The organism is Lichenifustis flavocetrariae (assembly GCF_026130545.1).
In the GTDB taxonomy this organism is placed as follows: Bacteria; Pseudomonadota; Alphaproteobacteria; order Rhizobiales; family Beijerinckiaceae; genus Lichenihabitans; species Lichenihabitans flavocetrariae.
Window position 1 is genome coordinate 162433 of sequence record NZ_JAMOIM010000011.1, and the last position, 19548, is coordinate 181980.

At 61.6% G+C, this 19548-nt stretch carries 21 protein-coding genes; 18 read left to right on the forward strand and 3 right to left on the reverse strand.

The annotated features are described in order from the left end of the window. The 7 genes from M8523_RS17515 to M8523_RS17545 all read left to right on the forward strand — a co-directional run bounded on the left by M8523_RS17515 (position 1) and on the right by M8523_RS17545 (position 7947). On the forward strand, positions 1 to 600 hold the full coding sequence (locus M8523_RS17515; RefSeq protein WP_282586178.1) for a head-tail connector protein: 600 nt from the start codon (positions 1 to 3) through the stop codon (positions 598 to 600). Continuing rightward, positions 597 to 938, forward strand: coding sequence for a hypothetical protein (locus M8523_RS17520; RefSeq protein ID WP_282586179.1), 342 nt, complete (start codon positions 597 to 599; stop codon positions 936 to 938). Before M8523_RS17515 ends, M8523_RS17520 begins: the two co-directional genes overlap by 4 nt. Before the next feature lie 38 nt (positions 939 to 976). Then, positions 977 to 1606: a hypothetical protein gene (locus tag M8523_RS17525; protein ID WP_282586180.1), complete on the forward strand. Its 630-nt coding sequence runs from the start codon at positions 977 to 979 to the stop codon at positions 1604 to 1606. Positions 1607 to 2049: 443 nt separating this feature from the next. Continuing rightward, positions 2050 to 3222 carry a hypothetical protein gene (locus M8523_RS17530; protein WP_282586181.1) on the forward strand — a complete coding sequence of 391 codons (1173 nt, stop codon included), beginning with the start codon at positions 2050 to 2052 and terminating at the stop codon, positions 3220 to 3222. A gap of 20 nt (positions 3223 to 3242) precedes the next feature. Then, entirely contained in the window at positions 3243 to 4727 is a 1485-nt protein-coding gene (locus M8523_RS17535) for a hypothetical protein (RefSeq protein WP_282586182.1), read from the forward strand. Beyond that, positions 4724 to 5803 carry a hypothetical protein gene (locus M8523_RS17540; protein ID WP_282586183.1) on the forward strand — a complete coding sequence of 360 codons (1080 nt, stop codon included), beginning with the start codon at positions 4724 to 4726 and terminating at the stop codon, positions 5801 to 5803. Before M8523_RS17535 ends, M8523_RS17540 begins: the two co-directional genes overlap by 4 nt. A gap of 293 nt (positions 5804 to 6096) precedes the next feature. Continuing rightward, positions 6097 to 7947 (forward strand): S8 family serine peptidase, encoded by a 1851-nt coding sequence (locus M8523_RS17545; RefSeq protein ID WP_282586184.1) that lies wholly within the window; start codon positions 6097 to 6099, stop codon positions 7945 to 7947. Between the two features lie 8 nt (positions 7948 to 7955). Here M8523_RS17545 and M8523_RS17550 read toward each other — a convergent pair whose 3' ends face one another. Next, on the reverse strand, positions 7956 to 8108 hold the full coding sequence (locus M8523_RS17550; RefSeq protein ID WP_282586185.1) for a hypothetical protein: 153 nt from the start codon (positions 8106 to 8108) through the stop codon (positions 7956 to 7958). A 60-nt stretch (positions 8109 to 8168) separates the two neighbouring features. Further along, positions 8169 to 8489 carry a hypothetical protein gene (locus M8523_RS17555; protein ID WP_282586186.1) on the reverse strand — a complete coding sequence of 107 codons (321 nt, stop codon included), beginning with the start codon at positions 8487 to 8489 and terminating at the stop codon, positions 8169 to 8171. Positions 8490 to 8878: 389 nt separating this feature from the next. Here M8523_RS17555 and M8523_RS17560 point away from each other — a divergent pair, with 389 nt between their 5' ends. The 5 genes from M8523_RS17560 to M8523_RS17580 all read left to right on the forward strand — a co-directional run bounded on the left by M8523_RS17560 (position 8879) and on the right by M8523_RS17580 (position 13058). Further along, the gene (locus tag M8523_RS17560) at positions 8879 to 10273 is read left to right on the forward strand and encodes an IS1380 family transposase (RefSeq protein WP_282586187.1); all 1395 of its coding nucleotides are present in this window, start codon (positions 8879 to 8881) and stop codon (positions 10271 to 10273) included. Between the two features lie 301 nt (positions 10274 to 10574). Continuing rightward, positions 10575 to 11343 (forward strand): IS5 family transposase gene (locus tag M8523_RS17565; RefSeq protein WP_282586188.1). Its coding sequence is split into 2 segments (ribosomal slippage): positions 10575 to 10871 and positions 10873 to 11343, totalling 768 coding nucleotides; the frame shifts between segments, so codons are not numbered across the junction. A gap of 141 nt (positions 11344 to 11484) precedes the next feature. After that, complete coding sequence (locus M8523_RS17570) at positions 11485 to 11895, forward strand: phage tail terminator-like protein (RefSeq protein ID WP_282586189.1); 411 nt, start codon at positions 11485 to 11487, stop codon at positions 11893 to 11895. A 21-nt stretch (positions 11896 to 11916) separates the two neighbouring features. Further along, complete coding sequence (locus M8523_RS17575) at positions 11917 to 12846, forward strand: phage tail tube protein (RefSeq protein ID WP_282586190.1); 930 nt, start codon at positions 11917 to 11919, stop codon at positions 12844 to 12846. Continuing rightward, on the forward strand, positions 12843 to 13058 hold the full coding sequence (locus tag M8523_RS17580) for a hypothetical protein (RefSeq protein ID WP_282586191.1): 216 nt from the start codon (positions 12843 to 12845) through the stop codon (positions 13056 to 13058). Before M8523_RS17575 ends, M8523_RS17580 begins: the two co-directional genes overlap by 4 nt. Here M8523_RS17580 and M8523_RS17585 read toward each other — a convergent pair. Next, positions 13034 to 13327: a hypothetical protein gene (locus M8523_RS17585; protein WP_282586192.1), complete on the reverse strand. Its 294-nt coding sequence runs from the start codon at positions 13325 to 13327 to the stop codon at positions 13034 to 13036. The two genes, M8523_RS17580 and M8523_RS17585, sit on opposite strands and share 25 nt — an antisense overlap. Positions 13328 to 13554: 227 nt before the next feature. On the opposite strand from M8523_RS17585, the gene M8523_RS17590 reads away from it, so the two are divergent. From M8523_RS17590 to M8523_RS17615, 6 genes are read left to right on the forward strand one after another with little or no spacing between them, the layout of a single operon-like run. Then, positions 13555 to 13875 carry a phage-derived protein YdaY family protein gene (locus tag M8523_RS17590; RefSeq protein ID WP_282586193.1) on the forward strand — a complete coding sequence of 107 codons (321 nt, stop codon included), beginning with the start codon at positions 13555 to 13557 and terminating at the stop codon, positions 13873 to 13875. Positions 13876 to 13895: 20 nt separating this feature from the next. Beyond that, a complete protein-coding gene (locus tag M8523_RS17595; RefSeq protein WP_282586194.1) occupies positions 13896 to 14210 on the forward strand; it encodes a phage tail assembly chaperone in 315 nt (104 codons plus the stop codon). Further along, on the forward strand, positions 14203 to 17493 hold the full coding sequence (locus tag M8523_RS17600) for a phage tail length tape measure family protein (RefSeq protein ID WP_282586195.1): 3291 nt from the start codon (positions 14203 to 14205) through the stop codon (positions 17491 to 17493). The genes M8523_RS17595 and M8523_RS17600 overlap by 8 nt, the downstream gene beginning before the upstream one ends. A 1-nt stretch (position 17494) precedes the next feature. Continuing rightward, positions 17495 to 18130 carry a phage distal tail protein, Rcc01695 family gene (locus M8523_RS17605; RefSeq protein ID WP_282586196.1) on the forward strand — a complete coding sequence of 212 codons (636 nt, stop codon included), beginning with the start codon at positions 17495 to 17497 and terminating at the stop codon, positions 18128 to 18130. Beyond that, positions 18127 to 19020: a phage/gene transfer agent baseplate hub protein gene (locus tag M8523_RS17610; protein ID WP_282586197.1), complete on the forward strand. Its 894-nt coding sequence runs from the start codon at positions 18127 to 18129 to the stop codon at positions 19018 to 19020. Before M8523_RS17605 ends, M8523_RS17610 begins: the two co-directional genes overlap by 4 nt. 2 nt (positions 19021 to 19022) lie before the next feature. Beyond that, positions 19023 to 19484 (forward strand): NlpC/P60 family protein, encoded by a 462-nt coding sequence (locus tag M8523_RS17615; RefSeq protein ID WP_282586198.1) that lies wholly within the window; start codon positions 19023 to 19025, stop codon positions 19482 to 19484. Positions 19485 to 19548: the final 64 nt, after the last annotated feature.

Here is a 19548-nt window from a genome sequence, read left to right on the forward strand (position 1 = left end):
GTGTCGGTTGTCGTCATCACGCCGCCCGATCCGCTCGTGTCGCTCGCCGACATCAAGGCGCATCTGCGCATCACGGGCACGAGCCAGGACAGCCTGCTTTCGACGTATCTGGCCGCGGCGCAGAGCCAGATCGACGGGCCGTCCGGCGTGCTCGGCCGCGCCGTCGGCGTGCAAACGCTCGAGCTGCAGGGGATCGAGACGGCGGACCCGCAGGCCTGGATCAAGCTGCCGTTCCCGCCCGTGACCGCGATCACGAGCGTGAGCTACGGCGCGAACGTCACGCTCGACCCGTCGGCCTATGTCTTCGGCCCCGGCGACGTCGTGCGGCCGATGTCGGGCGGCGCGTGGCCGTGGCTATCCGGCGACCGATTGAGCGTCCGCGTCCGCTACGTCGCCGGCTATGCCACTCTGCCCGGCGCCATCAAGGCGGCGATCCTGCTCGCAGTCCAGAACCTCTATGCGCTCGGCGCGCGTGATCCGTCGCTCACGGTCGACACCGTCTTCGGCGTCGGATCGCAGCAGTTCTCGGCCAATGCGACGCCGGTGCTCACGCAAACCGCCGAGAAGCTGCTCGCGCCCTACCGGGTCTTGCTGGCGTGACGCCCGATCAGGCCAAGGCTTCGCTCGGCCGCATGCTCGCGGGCGGTGACACGGTGCTGCTGTCGCGCGTCGACGTCGACGGGACCTTCGGCCCGATCCCGGCCCGCGTGACGGGCTTTGCGGCCGATCAAACCGTCTTCGATCTGCAGCAGGGCGACCGCAAGGTGATCCTACCCGCCGACGCGGTCACGGCCTCGGGCTTTCCGCTGCCGTTCCTGCCCGACGCGGACCGTGTCGATTGGAATGGATTGTTGCTGGCCGTTAAGGCGGTTGACGATGCGACGCGGCGGGTCGGCGGCGCGCTCGTCGCCTACGAAATCCAGGTCGCCGGCGGCTGATACCGGCGTCGGTTCGCATCCGCCCGCTCGACCGGTCGGTGATGGTCCGGCCCGGTGGCGTCCTGTCGCCGGAGCGCGCGGCCGCTCAGGTCGCGGCCCATGCGCGGGCGCTGGTCGCCGAGGCGGCGGCCGCCAATGCCGAAGCGCTCGGCCGGCCGGCGCCGCACGACGACTTCGTCAACGGCATCCCGGCGGCGCCTTACGAATCGGTGCGGCCCGGCGGCAGCGTCCTCGCCGTCTTCGATCTCGCCGGCGATTGCCTCGACTTCGTCGACGCGCAGCTCAAGGCTCATGGGCCGGTGCTCACGGGCGCCTTCCGGGCGTCCATCACGATCTACGCCGACGGGGTCGCGGTCGGATCGCCGGCCAACGCCCTGGCCGCGGCCGAGGTCGTGTTCCTCGCGACGGTGCCCTATGCGCGCAAGATCGAGCGCGGCGAATCGCCCAAGGCGCCACACGGCGTTTTCGAGGCGGTCGCGGCTCTCGCGCAGGCCCGCTACGGCAATGTCGCAAAGATCAGCTTCGGCTTCCGCGAGCCGGTCGGCGGAAGCAACGCGCTTGAAGCCTGGGCGTCGGGCCATAGCGCCAAGGAGCCCCGTCGCCCTAAGCGACGGCAGCAGTACCTAAAAGACGTCCGGCAGCCAGCGGTCGTCGTGGCGCTTCGCTGACAACGCTCTGCTCATTTAGCGCGCCCGTAACCTGGAGTTTGCAGCTGACGTTCTGCCCAAGACGGTCGATATGGTTCTCCTGGCGGAGCCTACAAAGCAGCCGTTCGGTACCGTGCTATCGTTTTGAGTCTACCCGTGCATAGGCCGCCTACATCGCAAACCGTCTTTCTCAGGCCGACACTCTTGCCGCGCGTTGACAGCTGGTTAAAGCAGTGACACTCTGAGATAAATAGCCGCAGTCCGAGGGACCTATGCCGCTTTTCCGTCGGCGCCTACGCGAATCACCTGCAATACTCCTCACCGCGCTGTGCTTACAGTGCGTCGTAATCGAGGCTGAGGCCGCTACACTCGAGAGTGGTACAATATACGCCGACGTACGAACTCAGCTCTCTTCAGGAGATTTATTTTACACAGTCTTTACTCATGCTGTTCCGATAGACACGTTGGCGATCTACGGCGCCAGCAAGGGGCAATTCAGCGACGCTTTGAACGATTTAGTCAACTCTGCTATTACTCCGCACGCAGTCTCCGACATTCATCTCGGCGCTGCAGCCGAATTGTATCGCCACTTGATCGATAATGCGCAATGGGGGCGACTAGCGTTTGACCAGAGTGAGCAGGACAAGTATATCGATCTCTTAAAAAAGCTGTTTGTTCATAAGGAAACTGGTTACGAGCCAAGTGCGGACTTAAGTCACTTGCTGCAATTGCAGACTACACTGGCAAGCCTACAGAAGGAATTCGCTTCGACACCGGTCGAAAGTCGGACCGATGATCTGAAGGCTCGTCTCAAGGCCGCGAAAATTGCGTTGAACAGAGATACTGGCGCTCAATCGCTAATTCCGGACGTGTCACGACTGAGGAACTTATTAAATTACGATTACACTACTGTTGGCCAGAGCTTTAAGGCAAGGCTCGCCGCCAACATGGATGCGAAGTCAGGGAAGCCTAGCTCGAGCGTCGCGCCCAAATTCTTCGACTTCGGCGCAACTGCAGGATGGCAAGCAGTAGAGCTTAAGCTCGCAGCCCAGGGCGATCCTACGGACCAATTAGGCAAGATTAGCGCCCTTCCACCGGTCTGGTGCTGCTCCATACCGAAAGACGTCGCAACGAAATCAGCAAGCGACTTAATCACAATTAGATTTGATGTTCTACACGTTTCCATTCGGCAACCATGGCGTGCTGATGAGGTGTTACTCGGTGGACCGAGCAAAGATTGGAAGTGGAGTCAGGCGGCGCCCCCACTTTCGCGAGGACCGCAAGCCACAAAGTCGGAAGATGAGATTGCTGACCTCACCAGTCTTCCGCAAGAAATAATCCTAATTCGATCACTCCGAATCTCGGGCGGTCTGGACGCAAGCATTCTTCAATACTTCGAAGCTGCGATGCATGACGCTACACAAGTATATTTTGGTCCTTTTGTCGTGGGCGGGGAATTCAAGTTTGGACAATTAACGGTGGCGGTCCGGCCGTCGCTTCTGGGCAACAACGAGTTATTCGTCCCGGGGGTACAGGCAGTCGCTTTCGGCGGGAAGATCCTGCCAGAATTGCCGAACGCTGATCAGACCCTCATCTGGGGAGATCCGCTACCGATTCTGAATGGAATAAACAACTGACTTTTGGGAGGCTTGGTTTGATGAGATCTATGCTTTTTACAATTGTGGTGGCGACACTTGCGCCGACTGCAGCTCTCGCAGCCGGGGAGACAAACGCCGAACTAATGCAAAAGCTATATGCTCAGCTTGCGGCCAATCTCCGAGTCGGTGACCAGAAACTTAGCCCAAACCAAAATATGCTGATTCTCGCCGCTCCGGCGATATTGGTGGATCCTAGTTTAAAGCTGGAAAATCCGGACGACGCAGCAAATCTCGTGAGTAATCTTACTGATAAAATCCTTCTTCCCAGTGCTTTTCTAGACTTCAAGCCAGGCCGAATGAGCGACGTGTACCAGGAGATACTTCGCAACCACTCGGTTCCGGAAGTTATTCTCGCTGCAGGCGAGAAGGCTGAGCTTGAAAAAGCAACAAATGCACTATACACGCCGGCGGGCAAAGAGCGCCAGCTCATGACTGATTACAACACATACAGTGGCCCTCTTCAGACGGCTAATGAAAACGCCGCAACTTGGCAGTCTCAGAATGTGGGCAAACCTCTTACTTTAAAACTGGTAAACGAGATCAAGAAAGCATTGACACCTTACATAGCTCACCGTGGAGACACGGCGCAAGGGGATCTATTGACAATTCAAAAATACGGCCAGAGAAATGGAGAGTTTTATTTCGATTCGCTCAGAACTCGCTTTGCAGCAAACTGGTTCACAGAAAACTATTATGGCCGGACGCTCTTATACCCATCATACCCCACGTGGCTAAACAAGGATAATAGCTGGCAGAACATAAAGATAACTTCAAATATGCTGGATCAACGCACCCACGATGAGCACTCGGAGGTCGGCGGAGGTCTCTCGGCGTCGTGGGGTCTGTTTAGCGTGGGCGGTGACTATGCGGAGGATGAAACGAAACATAACGAACAGGTAAGTACCTCTAATATGCTCGTCAGCTTTGATGTCCTTCGTGTTGGAATAACCTACGCGTGGATGGACGCCAATTTGTTCGATTCGCAGATGTGGGATTGGTCGCGAAACTCTCAATACGCGGGGCAAAAGCTTTCAAGCGGCGCGGATTATGACAAAGGGCAGACTCCGAGCGGTATAATGCCGGCGATACCAGTAGAGCTGCTGGTTGCGAGAAATCTCACTTTGTCCGCCGATTGGAGCGTTAACATTAAGGAGTTTGTCGAGAAGCATTCTGGGGGAGGAGGCTCTTTTGGATGGGGGCCGTTCAAACTCGGCGGGCGAACAAACAAGAGTTCAAAGGACAGTTACGTTCATGCCGAAGGTAACGGTAATGCAGTCACTTTCGATAGTCCTCAGATCATCGGTTACATTGTTCATTTTCTCCCCAATTCACCGAACCGTGCGCGTGTAGTCAACGGGACCCCGGTCGTTTGGCCCGATGAGCCTCGGACGGCCGCAGTCGTATCTAGCATGGGTACCGAGAGTTCAGCTGATCCCCTCATTCAAGCAGCTCAGACCTTGATTCAGAGCGGCGCCCAGGAGTGACGGATATCCACCGGATCGTCGGCACATTGGGATTGATCCTTGCTCCTCTCATGTGGGGAGGGGTCGTGCACGCTGGCGACTCCTCAGGCAATGTCATCAATTCTGATGGTGAGGGTGTTGTCCAGACGGCGTTAGTCGGCGGCGGCCTCCTATTATGGCGACCGGAAATGCGTATTCAGCTGTTTGCTCCAGCGACGCAGATGCAGGTATTCGAATTTGGTTCGATGGCGGGAGCAGCTGCGGACGAGCTTCGGATAGGAGAGGCTCGCATAGCATCTGCCTATCTGGGAATTCTGAGGTATGGTGAGTGGCCGAATGTAAAGCGCCGGCCAGATGATGCCATTAATGCGGCATATGAAATTCTAAACGAGCCGGTGACGTGTAGGACCGCCGTCGCTCGACGGCCATGCAAAGCCGTCGAGAGATACGCTCAGTACGAAGACGAGCTGGCGAAGGTAGATCAGCGAGGCGGCAATGGCCGAGGCGATCCACGACGCCGCCTACGTATGTGGGGTGAGTCTAAGGGGCGACAAGCGGTGGCTGTTGCACTGGGTAACATCCACGAATTGGAAAGGGTCGACCCCAAGTTCCTGGGCTTTGATCTTTGGACTGACTTTCAGGTGTTCGGGGGCGCGCGATCGGCTTCGACCGGAGCCGATCCCGGAACGGTCGTTAGGGTGGACAGCCTTGGTTCAGGAAGCTCGTGGGTTGATCTCAGTTACTCGGCCAGCCCCTATAGTATTGCGATCCTTAGGATAGAGCGGCCTTGGTTCGATCGGGGGGTCTTTTCTCGATATGTATGGAGCACGGGTAAATCAGGTTGGCTGCACCGCGAATCGAGCTTGGCGGATGGTGTCACTTGCGATTTGCCGCTCGGTTGCATTCCAGAATGGTTAATTGTCAGCCGGAAGCAGGGTGTTGGCGAAGTCGAATATTCTCTTGTCGGGACTGTTAGCGATGTGTCACCTTCGGTTCCCGCCGCCAAGTATGACCAGAAAAGCCTGGGTGTTGAGCAAGTCTCTAGGTCTAGTTCTTTCGATGAGCTACTCAATCGGCTTCGCGACGGCTCCTACTGAGGCAGCTGATCTCCCTTATTTACGACCCTTCGTGAAGCGACACCGTAACATTGCGCATTATCCAGCGGTGTTGTGCCCCAATATAGTCGAATACAGTGCTGAGTTTGAAGCCGCGGTTGGAACTGAGGTTAATCGCATGACGTCGGACTCGGCAGCTGCTGTGGCGCTGCGCGATTATCTTGCCCTTCGTGATCGTCTGCGAGATTGTCGGGTGCGAGTGCTCACGGCAGTACCAACTCGTTAGACAACGGGAGTTGATGCGATCTCCGCCGCGGCACATAGGAGAGTGAAAAATGAGTTGGATGCGAGGCAACTGCCAATTGTCAGCCGGGGTGCTGTCTGTATGTACGGTCTTGATCGGCACTCGTTCTTTTGCCGGGGACCAAACTCCGTTCAATGCCGATGCGATTGCGCAAATCCAATCGGCGCAAGTTGAGAAGAACTCACGAACGCCTATCGAAATGAAGATGTCGTCTGATTTGCTGATCTTAAGTAGACCAGAGTCTTCTTCGGTAGCAAACAGAGCAGCACTCGCTCATCAGGTGATTACCGGGGTCGATGGCCGCATATCAGTTAACGTATTCGGTGTCGTGAGCGATAAGCTCAAGCAGGAGATTACCGATCTTGGTGGGACCGTCAAATCTAGCGTATCAGAGCGTAACATTCTCAACGTGGAGATCCCGTCGAGTTCTATCAAGGAGTTGGCTGCTAAACCTGAGGTGACATACCTTCGTCCTAGTCCGCAGGGGACAGTGGAGGCCATCGGGACGGGTGAATCAGATGTTGCCGGTGAAGTCGCGCACGACGCCGCTGCGGCGCGTGCCAAGTTTGGGGTGAATGGGACAGGTGTTTCAGTTTGTGTGTTGTCGGATAGTGTCGACCATTTAGGGGAAGCTCAGGACGCTGGTGCAGTCGGTGACGTTCAAATACTGCCTGGTCAACAAGGTCACGGAAAGGGTGAAGGGACAGCGATGCTGGAAATTCTCCATAGAATCGCGCCCGGTGCGATGCTAAAATTCGCGACTGGTCTCGAGAGTGATGTCGGAATGGCCGCCAACATCAAGCAATTCACGGCAAGCGGATGCCGCATCATTGTCGATGACATTCTATATTTTGACGAGTCGCCGTTTCAAGACGGGCTAATCGCGCAGGCGGTTGATGAAGCGTCGCAGGCGGGTGTCCTCTACTTCAGTGCTGCTGCAAACAATGGCAATGTGCAACATCATACCGCTGGTACGTGGCAGGGAGATTTCCTAGATGGGGGACCGGTGAACGACAGCGCTGGGAAAGAAATTGGGCGTTATGTCAGTTTTGCCGCGCCGGGAGAACAACAGCAAGCCACCGGCAATCTTGTGTCGAAAAACCCTATGACCGGCAGGTCAGAATCAACCGCGGACTTATTTTGGAACGACCCTCTTGGTCATTCGTCCAATGAATATGACCTGTATGCGGTAAATTCGGACGGATCGATTGCACATTCATCCAATTCGCCGAGTATCGGGGCCAGCGATCCTTATCAGACCGTTCCGATTAGCGCAGGGCAAAGGCTTGTAGTGGTAAAGATGTCGAAAGCGGCTCCGCGATACTTGTACTTGGACACGAACAGACTAGCGCTCCAGGTTGCGACATCGGGTGCGGTAAGGGGGCATAACGCCGCTGACGGGGAAAATGCGTTTTCTGTTGGTGCTGTCAACGTGTCCTCTCCCCCGGGTGTGTTCGCGGCGGGCGGTAACCTCGCTGTCGCCGGCTACAGTTCCGACGGGCCGCGACACCTATACTACGAGGTGGACGGATCGTTCATCACGCCTGCCGATCTCACTCGGACGGGGGGGCGGATTGTCAAGAAGCCGGATTTCTGCGCGGCTGACGGCGTGGACACCGGGGTGCCCGGGTTCAGTCATTTTACAGGAACGAGTGCAGCCGCACCGCATGCCGCTGCAATTGCTGCACTTCTAATGAGTTTCAATTCGCATTTGACCGGTAAGCAGATCAGGGGCGCTTTAACTTCCACTGCAATACCGATCGGCGGACCAAATCCGGATGTGGCTTCGGGTGCCGGAATTCTGATGCCAACGGCTGCGCTCGGGTCTATTGCTACCGCTGGGGCGGCAATGAGTTCTGATGATCCGGTACAACGCAAATGAGTCGTCGATTAAAATTGCGGGTGGGGCTGCCGGGAAAGCGCTTGCAGCTCGGCTTCCACGCTGGCAAACGGCTTCGTGGTTTCCAGCCAGTGCTTGTACTCGACGTAGAGGTGCTTGATCGGCACATCCCGTCCCTTTCGGCTCAATAGGAAATGCTGCATGCGCAGGTCGCTTCTCGGCTGATACAGGCGATCCCGGCGGACCTCCTTGCGCCAGAAGTCTTAGTCGAAACCACTCCAGTATTTCTGGGAGATGACCTCGGCGACGAGCTTCTCCCTCGAAGCGCGAAAGAAGATGTAGTTCCTCAGGAGGTCGGCTGGGAGCAGAGGCTCGCTACGCGCATTCAGGGTCTCGCGGATGACCTGCGGGTCATCGTCCTTCTGCAGGTCGATGACGACTGCCGTTAGGGCATTGCGAAGAGCCTGGCAGCACTCGTCGGTACGCGTCGAGAGCGGGAATGAGGTGGCCGTCGGCTCCCGGCCTTCCTTGCCCAGGAAGAAGGCCTCCAGCCGGGCGAAAAAGAACAGGTAGGCCTCACTCATGCGCGGCCGCGGATCGGGCTTTCTCGCGGCAATCCCATCGCCACTCACTTTCACATATGCCGCCTGCGGGAACATGGTCGAAGCCGCACCAGCGCCCCATTTGGGATCATTCGAGCGCATGCGCCCGGCCCAAGTGGCCCCTCTCCTATGAACTGCACTGCTCTGGCGCCTCTGCAGGTTGTTCGGCGCTCCGCCCGAATCGCCGCGTCGCGTTGTCGAGCCCTTTTGTCCAAAGCGGCCAGCCCGTTCGCGGCCAAGCGCAGTCAATCTCAACTATCTAGCCTGAATAATTCACGCCAGGGCTGGCGGATGTAGCTTAAAGCACTGACGTGATTTAGGATTCGGTTGTCTAAGCCGATCCCATGTCATTTCAGGAAGCTACACCCGCCATGGATGATCCTACGTTACCGCTGCCTGGCCTGTCACCTCTTGGGCGGACGTCGATCGTGGCGCGGTTCGATGGCGGATCGTTGTCGTCGGATTCTGGCGTTCTTGTGCTGCGGGAAGTCGAGAAACGTCTCGGCGTGGCGGATCGGTTGGCCGGATGCCTCGACGATCCTCGCAACCCCGATCTCATCGTGCACGGCCTCGCCGACATGATCCGTTTCCGCATGTTGATGATCGCGGCGGGCTATGAGGATGCCAACGACGCAGCGGCCCTGCGCCACGATCCGGTGTTCAAGATGGCGCAGGGCACGCTGCCGTCCGGACGCGACCTCGCCTCTCAGCCGACGCTCTCGCGGGTGGAAAATCTTCCAGACCCACGCGCCTTGCTGCGCATGGGGCGAGCCATGGTGGATCTTTACTGCGCGTCGTTCGCAAAGGTGCCGAAGCGGATTGTGCTCGACTTCGACGACACGTTCGATGCCGTTCACGGCGGCCAGCAGCTTCGGCTGTTTAACGGACACCACGACAACTATGGGTTCCAGCTCATCGTCGTGTTCGACGGGGACGGCCGTTTCGTCGCCGCCGTCCTGCGTCCGGCCAAACGGCCGAGCGGCGTCGAAATTCGGGCCCACCTGCGTCGCCTCCTGCGCGCCATCAGGACCAACTGGCCGAAGACGGACATTCTGATCCGCGCCGACAGCCATTATTGCGGCCCCCTCGTCATCGACTGGTGCCGGGCGAACGGCGTCGACTTCATCTTCGGGGTGGCGCCAAGCTCCACCTTGCGGAAACACATTGAAACGCTGGAAGCCAGCACGGCCGAGCGGTTCAACGCCGCGCCTGGCAAAGGCAAGGTGCGGCGCTTCAAGGAGTTCCACGATGGAGCAGGGAGTTGGAGCCGCGTCGAGCGCATCATCGCGCGGGTCGAGGCGGGCGATCAAGGAACCGACACGCGGTTCATCGTCACCAATCTGTCCGGTGGCAAACCGAAAGTGCTCTATCAGGACGTCTACTGTCGGCGCGGTTGCGCCGAGAACCACATCAAATCCTGGAAAACGCATCTGGCCGCCGACCGCACCTCCTGCACCAAGGCGACCGCCAACCAGTTCCGCCTCTTCCTTCACGCCGGAGCCTATTGGCTCATGTGGGGCGGAGAGAGCAAGGGCCCCTGTCCGGCGAAGCCGGAGAGGGTTGCGAACGCAGGGCTGCGCGTGTCCATGCCGAAACGATCGATCTGGCGCGTCGCACAATTCGACACGCTGCGCCTGCGCCTGATCAAGATCGCGGCTCGTGTGGTCGAAATGAAGACGCAGGTGCGGCTGCATCTGCCCACGACATCTCCGGCACAGACGATCCTACGCGTCGTCCTCGGCCGCATCCCACGCCTCGCGACGTGACAGACGGGGCGCTTAAGCCCCTCCTTTGCCCACCCCGCAACCCCGAACCTCGACACAACCCGCCCGGCCAGCCCCCCATCGTCAGGGGACGGAAAGCCGTGTTCCGCAAGCCCAGATCACCGCCGCAAGCCGGCAAAATCGCCAAGCATGAATAGTTCAGGCTAGGGCAAAGGTCTAAGGACCTATCCCGATAGGTTGTGTTTCCTATATAGGGTGAATGATTGAGACCTCATCGACGTTACCCTCTCGTTCGGCTTGGCACGATGACGGGTGGCGGTTGCCGGATTGGCTCTGGGATCAGATGGCGCCGTTGCTGCCGCCTCGGCCGGCCCATCCTCTTGGCTGCCACCGGTCGCGCGTTACGGATCGCTCCGCTATGGACGCCATCTTCTTCGTGCTGCGAACCGGGTGCCAGTGGAATGCCTTGAACGACACGGGGATCTGCTCGTCGTCGTCGGCACATAGGCGGTTTCAGGAGTGGGGCGATGCGGGAGTTTTCGAGGCCTTCTGGCAGGAGGGTCTGTTGGCCTACGATGCCGTGAAGGGCATCGACTGGACTTGGCTGTCGTTGGACGGTGCGATGGTGAAAGCGCCCCTCGGTGGGGGAAAAAACCGGCCCCAATCCGACCGACAGAGGCAAGAAAGGCGTGAAACGATCGGTGCTTACCGACGCGCGGGGGACACCGATCAGCATGGTCATCGCGGGCGCCAATCGAAACGACCACCTGCTCATGCATGACACGTTGGATGGTCTTGCCGTCGCGCGGCCGAAGCCAACTCCTCGCCGCAAACAACACCTGTGCCTGGACAAGGGCTACGACTATGCCGAGCCCCGCCGACTGGCCGCCGACTTCGGCTTCACCTTGCATCTGCGAACGCGCGGCGAAGAGGTCCAGGCCAAACGCCACCCGAAAGGAAAGGCAAGGCGTTGGGTCGTCGAGGCGGCTCATTCCTGCACAAATCGCTTTCGAGCCCTTCTGATCCGCTGGAACAAAAAGCCCCAAAACTATCTCGCCTTGATCCACTTCGCTTGCGGCATCATCGCATGGAGACAGTGCCTACCGGGATAGGTCCTAAGCGGCGGCATGATATTCTGCGGCAGCGCTCGGGACCTCGCGCATTTGTCCGCTTCGCCGCGATGACTCTTGCTGCTTGGCGCCTGAACTCCTGGGCAACAAAATTCATCCGCCTTGTCCGGGAAAGGGTTGTTCATGGCGAGCCAGGCCGTCTTCGACGCCGTGATGGCGCGGCTCGAAGCCAATTGGGATCAGACGCCGATCACCGACGCCAACGGCGGTGGATGTGTGCCGGCCCGCAACACGCCGTTTCTCTCGGTCGAGTTTCCGATCGCCAACGAAGAACAGCTCACGGTCGGGTCGCCCCGCCACAACGTGTTCCGCGAGGAAGGCGCCTTCCGGATCGTGCTGTCGGTGCCGATCGGGCACCGGCTCACGCCTTTCAACGCCTGGGTCGACGCGCTCCGCAGCGTGTTTCGCGGCCAGACCTTCGCCGGCGTCACGACCTGGGGCGCCGCGCCCTCGATCACGAACGCCCGCTCAGTGAACGGCGCCTATTACGAGCTCAGCTTTTCGGTCCCGTACCGCTTCGACTTCCTGGCCTGACCTGCAACCTCCGGAGCTCACATGACGATCTCTTCCGTCTCGAAATCGCGCGTGGCACGGGTGCTGGAGACCACCTTCGGCACGACGCCGGCGACGCCGACCTTCCTCGAATTCCGCCGCACGAGCGGCAATCTGCGGACCAAGAAGACCACGGTCGTGTCCGACGAAATCCATCTCGACCGCAACGTGCGCGACGAGTACATGACTGCCCAGGACGTCGACGGCTCCTATGCGTTCGAGCTCGCCCATGGGAGCTTCGACGACATCCTCGCGGCGGCCCTGTTCGGCACTTGGACGTCGAACGTGCTGACCAACGGCACGACGAGCCAGAGCTTCACCTTCGAGGAAACGGTCGACACCGGCGGCGGCACCTCGGCCTATTCCCGCTATGACGGCGTGATGGTGTCGTCGCTGTCGCTCGCGATCGCCTCGCGGTCTTCAGTCAAGGGCACGCTCACCCTCATGGGGCAACAGGAAAGCCTCGACACGGCGATCGTCACGGGCGCGACCTACACGGCCGCGTCGACGACGCCGATCATGACCGCCAACCAGGTCGCAAACCTCGCAATCGCGGGTATCTCGCCGACGCCCAAAATCAAGAACCTCACGGTCAACGTCGCCAACAACCTACGCATCCGCGACACGGTCGGCTCGCTCTTCACGCAAGATTTCGGCATCGGTCCATGCGACGTCACCGGCACGCTCGACGCCTATTTCGAGAGCAACGCCCTCTATCAACAGGTGCTCAACCACGGCGGCGGCGCGCTCTCGGCGACGATCGGCGGCGTCGCCAACCAGAAATACACGCTGGCGCTGCCGAACCTGCGGTTCCTCGACGGCGCCAAGACGCTGTCGGGCAAGAACGACGACGTTATGGTGTCGATCCCGTTCCGCGGCCTGCTGGACACTGGCACGGGCGCCTCGATCTCGATCACGAGGGCGGTCGCGTGAGGGTCCGCATCCGCGAGGATTTCACGGGCTTTCCGGACGGCACCGACGGCAGCAAGACCCACTATCGCGCGGGTCAGACGCTCGACCTCGACGAGGACTTCGCCAAGCTAATCAACCAGAAAGGGCACGCCGTTCCTCATGGCGTGCCCCAAAGTGCGGAAAATGGATCAATGAACAAAAACGACGATCAAGAGAAAAATGATTCAACCTGAGCAAAACCGTCGTCTGCCAACCAAACGTCCGTCTTCTCCTGGTTAGTTTCAAGAATACCGTTTGAGATCAGCTCTTCCACACCGTCCAAAACGTCGTTCGAGCGAAATCCTGCTGTGCCCGATCCTTGCCACACCTGTTTGGCGGACACCTTCTGGCCAGGTCGAAGGTTCGGTCGAACCACCCCGAGGGTGCGCAGGGCGTCTTTCGCCTTCCAAGACAGATCGGCCGGATCGTCCGTCTGGTCTTCGGTTTCATTTGTCGAGGTCATGTAGCTTCCTTTTTTCGAGTGTCGAACCACGAGGTTCGGGTGTCGCGTCGCACAGGTCGACGTGCATCCTCTCTAAATATGGGAGCCCTGATCGCAGAATTTCAACACCGACGCGCTCGGCGCCAAAGGGGATTTCGATGCAATTCAGAGATCTAAAAATTGACAGCGCGGCGATTGAGCAAGGGCAGTGGCGCCCGGCCGTCGGCTTGCCGGGGATCGAATTCAAGGTGCGCGGCGCCGACAACCTCGACTGGCGTCGGCTCAACGCGAAGCTGCTCTCCGAACTGCCGCGCGAAAAGCAGCTCGCGCCGACGCTCGACCCGGCCGACGAGGACGTCATCACGGGCATGCTTCTGCACAACACGGTGCTGCTCGACTGGCGCGGCTTCAAGAACGACGCCGGCGCGTCCGAACCCTACGATGCGGCCGCGGCCGAGCGGATGCTCACCGATCCGAACTTCAAGCGGTTCCGCAACTCGGTTCTGGCGACGGCCCGCATCTTCGCCAACGAAACCACGGCCGAGCGCGAGGGTTCGGCAAAAAACTGATCGGCCGCCTCACGTGGCAGTTGGAGTGGGGCGCCGAGGAAGACTTCCTCCTGGGGCTTCTGGCCGAGGGTGACATCCCGGCCGCGCTGCTCTCACGGCCGTCGTTGAAGCGGCACCTCCTGCCGATCTGGGATGCCTTTCATGCCCTTGCCGGCGATCGGCAGCTCGGCATGGGCATCGGCCCGATCCCCTTCACCGCGATCGACCGCTACGCCGGCCGCTTCGGCATCGACGATCGCGACGAGTTCCACCGCTTCCACGCGCTGATCTCGGCGATGGACGCTGCGCATCAAAAGCATTGGGCCGACAAAGTGAGGGACGCCGCGCGTGGATGACGTCATTTCCAGAGTCCAGGTCGATTATGTCTCGACCGGCGCCGACAAGGTCGCGGCCGATTACAACCGGGTCGCCCAGGCCGAGGCCAATCTCGCACGCACGTCGACCGGCACCGCTTCGGTCACCGACAGCCTGTCGCGCTCAACCCTCTCGGCGCAGCGTGCGCTCGAGTCCTACACGCGCTCGCATGATCCCCTGTCCCGCGCGCTTGCCGACCTGGCGCGGGGCGAACGCCTCGCGGCCGCAGCGCGGGCGCAGGGGATAGCGTCTACCGACGCGCATTCGCGGGCGCTTGAGAATGCCCGCAAGCGGGTCGCCGAGCTGAAAGACGAGGTCGAGAAGCACTCGGCGTCGATGGGTCTCAATCGCAACCAGACGATGGAGCTCACCCACGTCGCGAAAAGCCTCGTCGACCAGCTTGCTGCCGGCGCTTCGCCGATGCGGGCGCTTGAGGTCGAAGGCGGCCGCATCGCCCAGGTCTTCGCCGAGGACAAGGGCGGCGTGACCGGCACCTTCAAGGCTTTGGGCGCGATGATCGGCGGCCTGCTCACGCCGACGGTGCTGCTCACCGGTGCGGTCGGCGGCTTGGCAATCGCCGGGGGCGCCGCGTTCCTGGCCTATGAGAGCGGCGAGGCGAAGCTCGCGACGTCCATGGACGGCGTCGGCCGGCGCGCCGGCGAGACGATCGCCAAGCTCAACGATCTCGCCGAGGCCGGTGCGCGCGTCGGCCACCTCACGACATCGCAGGCGATCGGCCTTGCGGCCGACTACACGAAGGTCGGCATCGGGTCGGACACGACCGCGAGCCTGATCGGCTCGACCAAGGCCTATGCGCGCGCGACCGGCAGCGATGTCGACGAGGCGGCGAAGTCGCTCGCGCAGGCCTTCGCCGATCCTGCCAAGGGCGCCCTCGATCTCGACAAGCAGCTCGGCTTCCTCGACGGGCAGCTCAAGACGACGATCGACAACTATGAGCAGCAAGGCAATCTCGCCGCGGCCCGTCGCGTCCTGGCCGACGCCTTGAACAAGAGCTTGGCGCAGACGACGGATGTCACCTGGGGCTTCTCGCACGCGCTCGAAGACGCCAAGAACTGGCTCGTCGACGGTTTCAGCAAAGCCGGCAAGGCGATCGAAGGCGCGGTCTTCGGCGGCACGCTGCAGGACCAGTTGCAGTTCTACAAGAACCAACTCCCCACGACGTCGAGCGCTCTGCCGGGCAACTTCAACACCGAAAACGTCGAGCGCCGGATCGCCGACCTTGAGCGCCGGCTCACCGAGGAAGCCAATGCGCCGGCCCGTGCCGCCGCGGCCAAGCGCGAGGCCGACGCCAACGACCTGTCGCAACGGGCCGACGGAATCGTGCGCGACGTGCTGCCCGAGATCGTCCGCGCGCAGACGACGGCCAATAACCTCGTGGTGCTGAGCCACGCCTTGTCCGACCCGCTCGTGCTGTCGAAGCTCGGCGTGACAGTCGGCCAGGCGCAACATGCCTTCGGCAACCTCACGGTCCAGCAATCCACCGCCGATCCGTTGAAGGCGATGGCCGAGGATTCGCGCCTTGCCGTGCAGTCGATCGAGGCCTTCACCTTGGCCGAACGCGTCGCGGTCGAGGCACGACGGGCCGAGATCACGGTGCTGCGCGAGTCGGGCGACGTCCGCAAGGCGGCGCTCGCGGCCGAGATTGCCCGCAACGAAGAGATCGCCAAGGCGAACAATGCGGCGCAGGACCGGCTCGATCAGGCGCGGCAGGACCGCGCCCTCGTCGGCCTGTCGCCCTATGCGCGGGGCCGGCAGGAGATCGTCAACCAATATCAGGGCGTCGGTGGCCTGTTCGCGAAGGATGGCGCGACCTCGACCGAGCTGCGGGACGCCATGAAGCCCGTCGCTGCGGACCTTGAGTCCGCAGCCGACACGATCGCGGCAGCCCTGCGCCGTGGTGCCGCCGCCATCACGGCCGCGGTGAACCCTTACGGCAGCATTCCGGCCTTCAAATCCGCGAATGACAATGGATCGACCTTGGGCGCCCTCGGTCGCGCGCCGGCCTCGATCTTCCCGATGATCTCGGATGCCGCCGATCGCACCGGCATCGATCCGAGCATCATCGCGGCGATCGGCGAGCGAGAGAACGGCTTCCGTCTCACCGGCGGCACGAGCACCGTCGGTCCCGACGGGCGCCCGGCCTCGACGGCCTGGGGCTATGGTCAGCTCACCAATGGTGCGGTCAAGGATGTGGCGAGCGTCGTGCCGGGCTTCAACAAATATGATCCGTCGACCGCGGTCTTCGGTTCGGCCGAATATCTGAGCATCCTGGCGCGACGCAACGGCGGCGACATGACGGCGGCCCTCAATGCCTATGGCGGCACGCCAAGCTATGCCGCCGACATCGAGAAGCGCGCCGGATCGCCTCTGACTGTCAACGGCGGCGGGACCGTGGCGCCGATCGCCTCGACGGCCCTCGCCAGCGACAAGCAAGCGATGCAGACACAGCTCTCCGGCTATGACGAAGAGCACTATGCTGGCCCGTTGAAGGCCGCGAACCAGGCGCTCGACAACCAGATCGCGTTGCTCGATCGCCAGAAGGCGACGCTTGGCGAGTCAGCCGCCAAGGTTCAAGGGGCGGCCGAGGCGCAGCGCCTCATGAACCAATATGTCAATGAAGGCGTGCCGATCACCGACAAGCTGCGCGCCGAGATCGCCGCCTATGGCGACCGCGTCGCGACCGTGGCGCAGCAGACGGCCGATTTCCAGGCGCAGCAGCAGCGGCTCATCGCATCCATGGACATGGTGCGCTCGACGGCTCGCGACGGCCTCGGCACGCTGGTCGACGATCTGATCAAGGGCAAGAGCGCCGGGGAAGCCTTCGCCGACGTCCTCGAACACATCATGCAAAAGCTGCTGTCGATGGCCGAAGATCAACTGATCGAGGGGCTGTTCGGCAAGACGGGCGCGACGGGCGGCGGCCTCTTCGGGTCGCTCACCGGCGGCCTCGGCTCGCTCTTCGGGATCGGTGCGAACGCCGACGGCACCGACGACTGGCGCGGTGGCCCGACATGGGTCGGCGAGCGCGGTCCCGAGATCGTCAACCTGCCCGCCCATGCGCAGGTCGTGCCGAACGGTCCCGCCACCAACCCGGTCGCCGCCAACAGCAACACGCGCGACAGCCGGCCGAACGTCATCCACTTCAACGTGTCGACGCCTAGCCCGCAAGCCTTTGCGGCCTCGCAAAGCCAAATCGCGACCGTCTTGAGCCGCGCCGTGGCGCACGGCCAGCGGAACGCCTGAGATGGCGGGGTTCCATGAGGTGCGCTTCCCGATCGCGATCTCACGCGACTCCAAGGCCGGCGTGCAGCGGCAGACCGACGTCGTCGCGCTGCGCTCCGGTGCCGAGGAACGCAACGCGCTCTGGGCGCTCGGGCGCCGGAAGTACAATGCCGGCTACGGCACCAAGACGCTCGCGGACCTGCAGGCCGTGGTGCAGTTCTTCGAGGCGCGCCGCGGCCGCTTCCATGGGTTCCGATGGCGGGACACTCTCGACTACACGTCGTCGCCACCCGGCGTGAACCCGAGCTGCCTCGATCAGTCGATTGGCACCGGCAACGGGTCGGCGAAGACCTTCCAGCTTTGCAAGCTCTATGGCGACAGCTTCGATCCGTTTGTGCGCACGATCGCGAAGCCCATCTCGGGCACGGTGCTGGTCGGTCTCAACGGCGTGCAGAAGACAGTCGGGAGCGATTTCACCGTCGACACGACCACGGGCCTCGTCACCTTCGCGGCCGCGCCGGCGAACGGCGCCGTCGTCACGGCCGGCTTTCAATTCGACGTGCCTGTGCGCTTCGACACCGACTATCTCGAAGTGAACTTGAGCGCCCTCGGCTACGGCGAAATGCCGGACATCCCGATTATCGAGATCAGGACGTGAAGGCGCTTTCGGCCCCGCTCGCGGCCCATCTCGCCTCCGGTTCAACAACGATGGCCTATTGCTGGCGCGTGACCCGGCACGACGGCATCGTATTGGGCTTCACCGAGCACGACCGCGACCTCGTCTATGCGGGCACGACCTTCGCGGCCTCGACGGGCTTCTCGGCCTCGCAGATCGAGCAGAGTCTCGGCCTCTCGATCGACAACATGAACGCCGAGGGCGCACTGTCCTCGGCCGCCATCACGGATGCCGACATCCTGGCCGGCCGCTATGACGATGCGACGGTCGAACTCTTCTGGGTCAACTGGTCGGACCCGTCGATGGGGATCACGATCGCGGCCGGCAACATCGGCGAGGTGAAGCGGCAGGGCGTCGCCTTCTCGGCCGAGTTCCGCTCGATCGCCAACCGGCTCAACCAGAAGATCGGGCAGACCTATGAGCGGACCTGCTCGGCCAAGCTCGGCGACAGCCGGTGCAAGATCGACCTCACGTCTGCCGCGTACGGCGGCAGTTGCGTGGCCGAGACGGCCGGCCTCACGGCGCAGATCATCGCGGCCGGCCTCTCGGGCTATGCGAAGGACTGGTTTTCGGGGGGCACGCTTCGCTTCACCTCCGGCGCCAACACCGGGCTTACTTTCGAGCTCAAGGCGCATCTGCGCACGAGCGGCGTCGATCTGCTTGAGATGTGGATGCCGACGCCGTTCCCGGTCGCGATCGGCGACACCGCAACGGTGACGGCCGGCTGCCGCAAGACCTTTGCTGTGTGTAAATCGAAATTCGACAACCACGTGAACTTCCGCGGCTACCCGCACATCCCCGGCACCGATGCGGTGACGCGCTACGGCGTCACCGGTGCCTTCGGACAGAGCGGCGGCTCGCTCTTCGGGTGACCATGCCGGCGCCAGGGCGCAATCCGACCCGTGAGGACATCGTGCGCGCGGCGCGCCGCTACATCGGCACGCCGTACCATCATCAGGCGGCGCTCGCCGGGGCGGGGTGCGATTGCCTCGGACTCGTGCGCGGCGTGTGGCGCGACCTCTATGGGTCGGAACCCGAAGTGCCGCCACCCTACACGCCCGATTGGGGCGAGACGGGCGCGATCGAGCACATGCTCGCGGCCGCCACGCGGCATCTCGTGCCGGTCGATGTCGGCACGGCCGACGCCGGCGACGTGATGATCTTCCGCCTGCGCAACGGCGTGATCGCCAAGCATGCCGCCATCCTCACGAGCCGCACGTCGATGATCCACGCGCAATCCGAAGATCGGGTCCGCGAGGTGACCATGAACGGCTGGTGGCTTCGGCATGTGGCCGCGGCATTCGCGTTCCCGAACCGCGAAGAATCGTCGCCATGAAAAGCGATCGCAGTGCGACTTCGAGGCGGGATGCAGTGCCGGACACCTTACGAGCAGCTGGCAG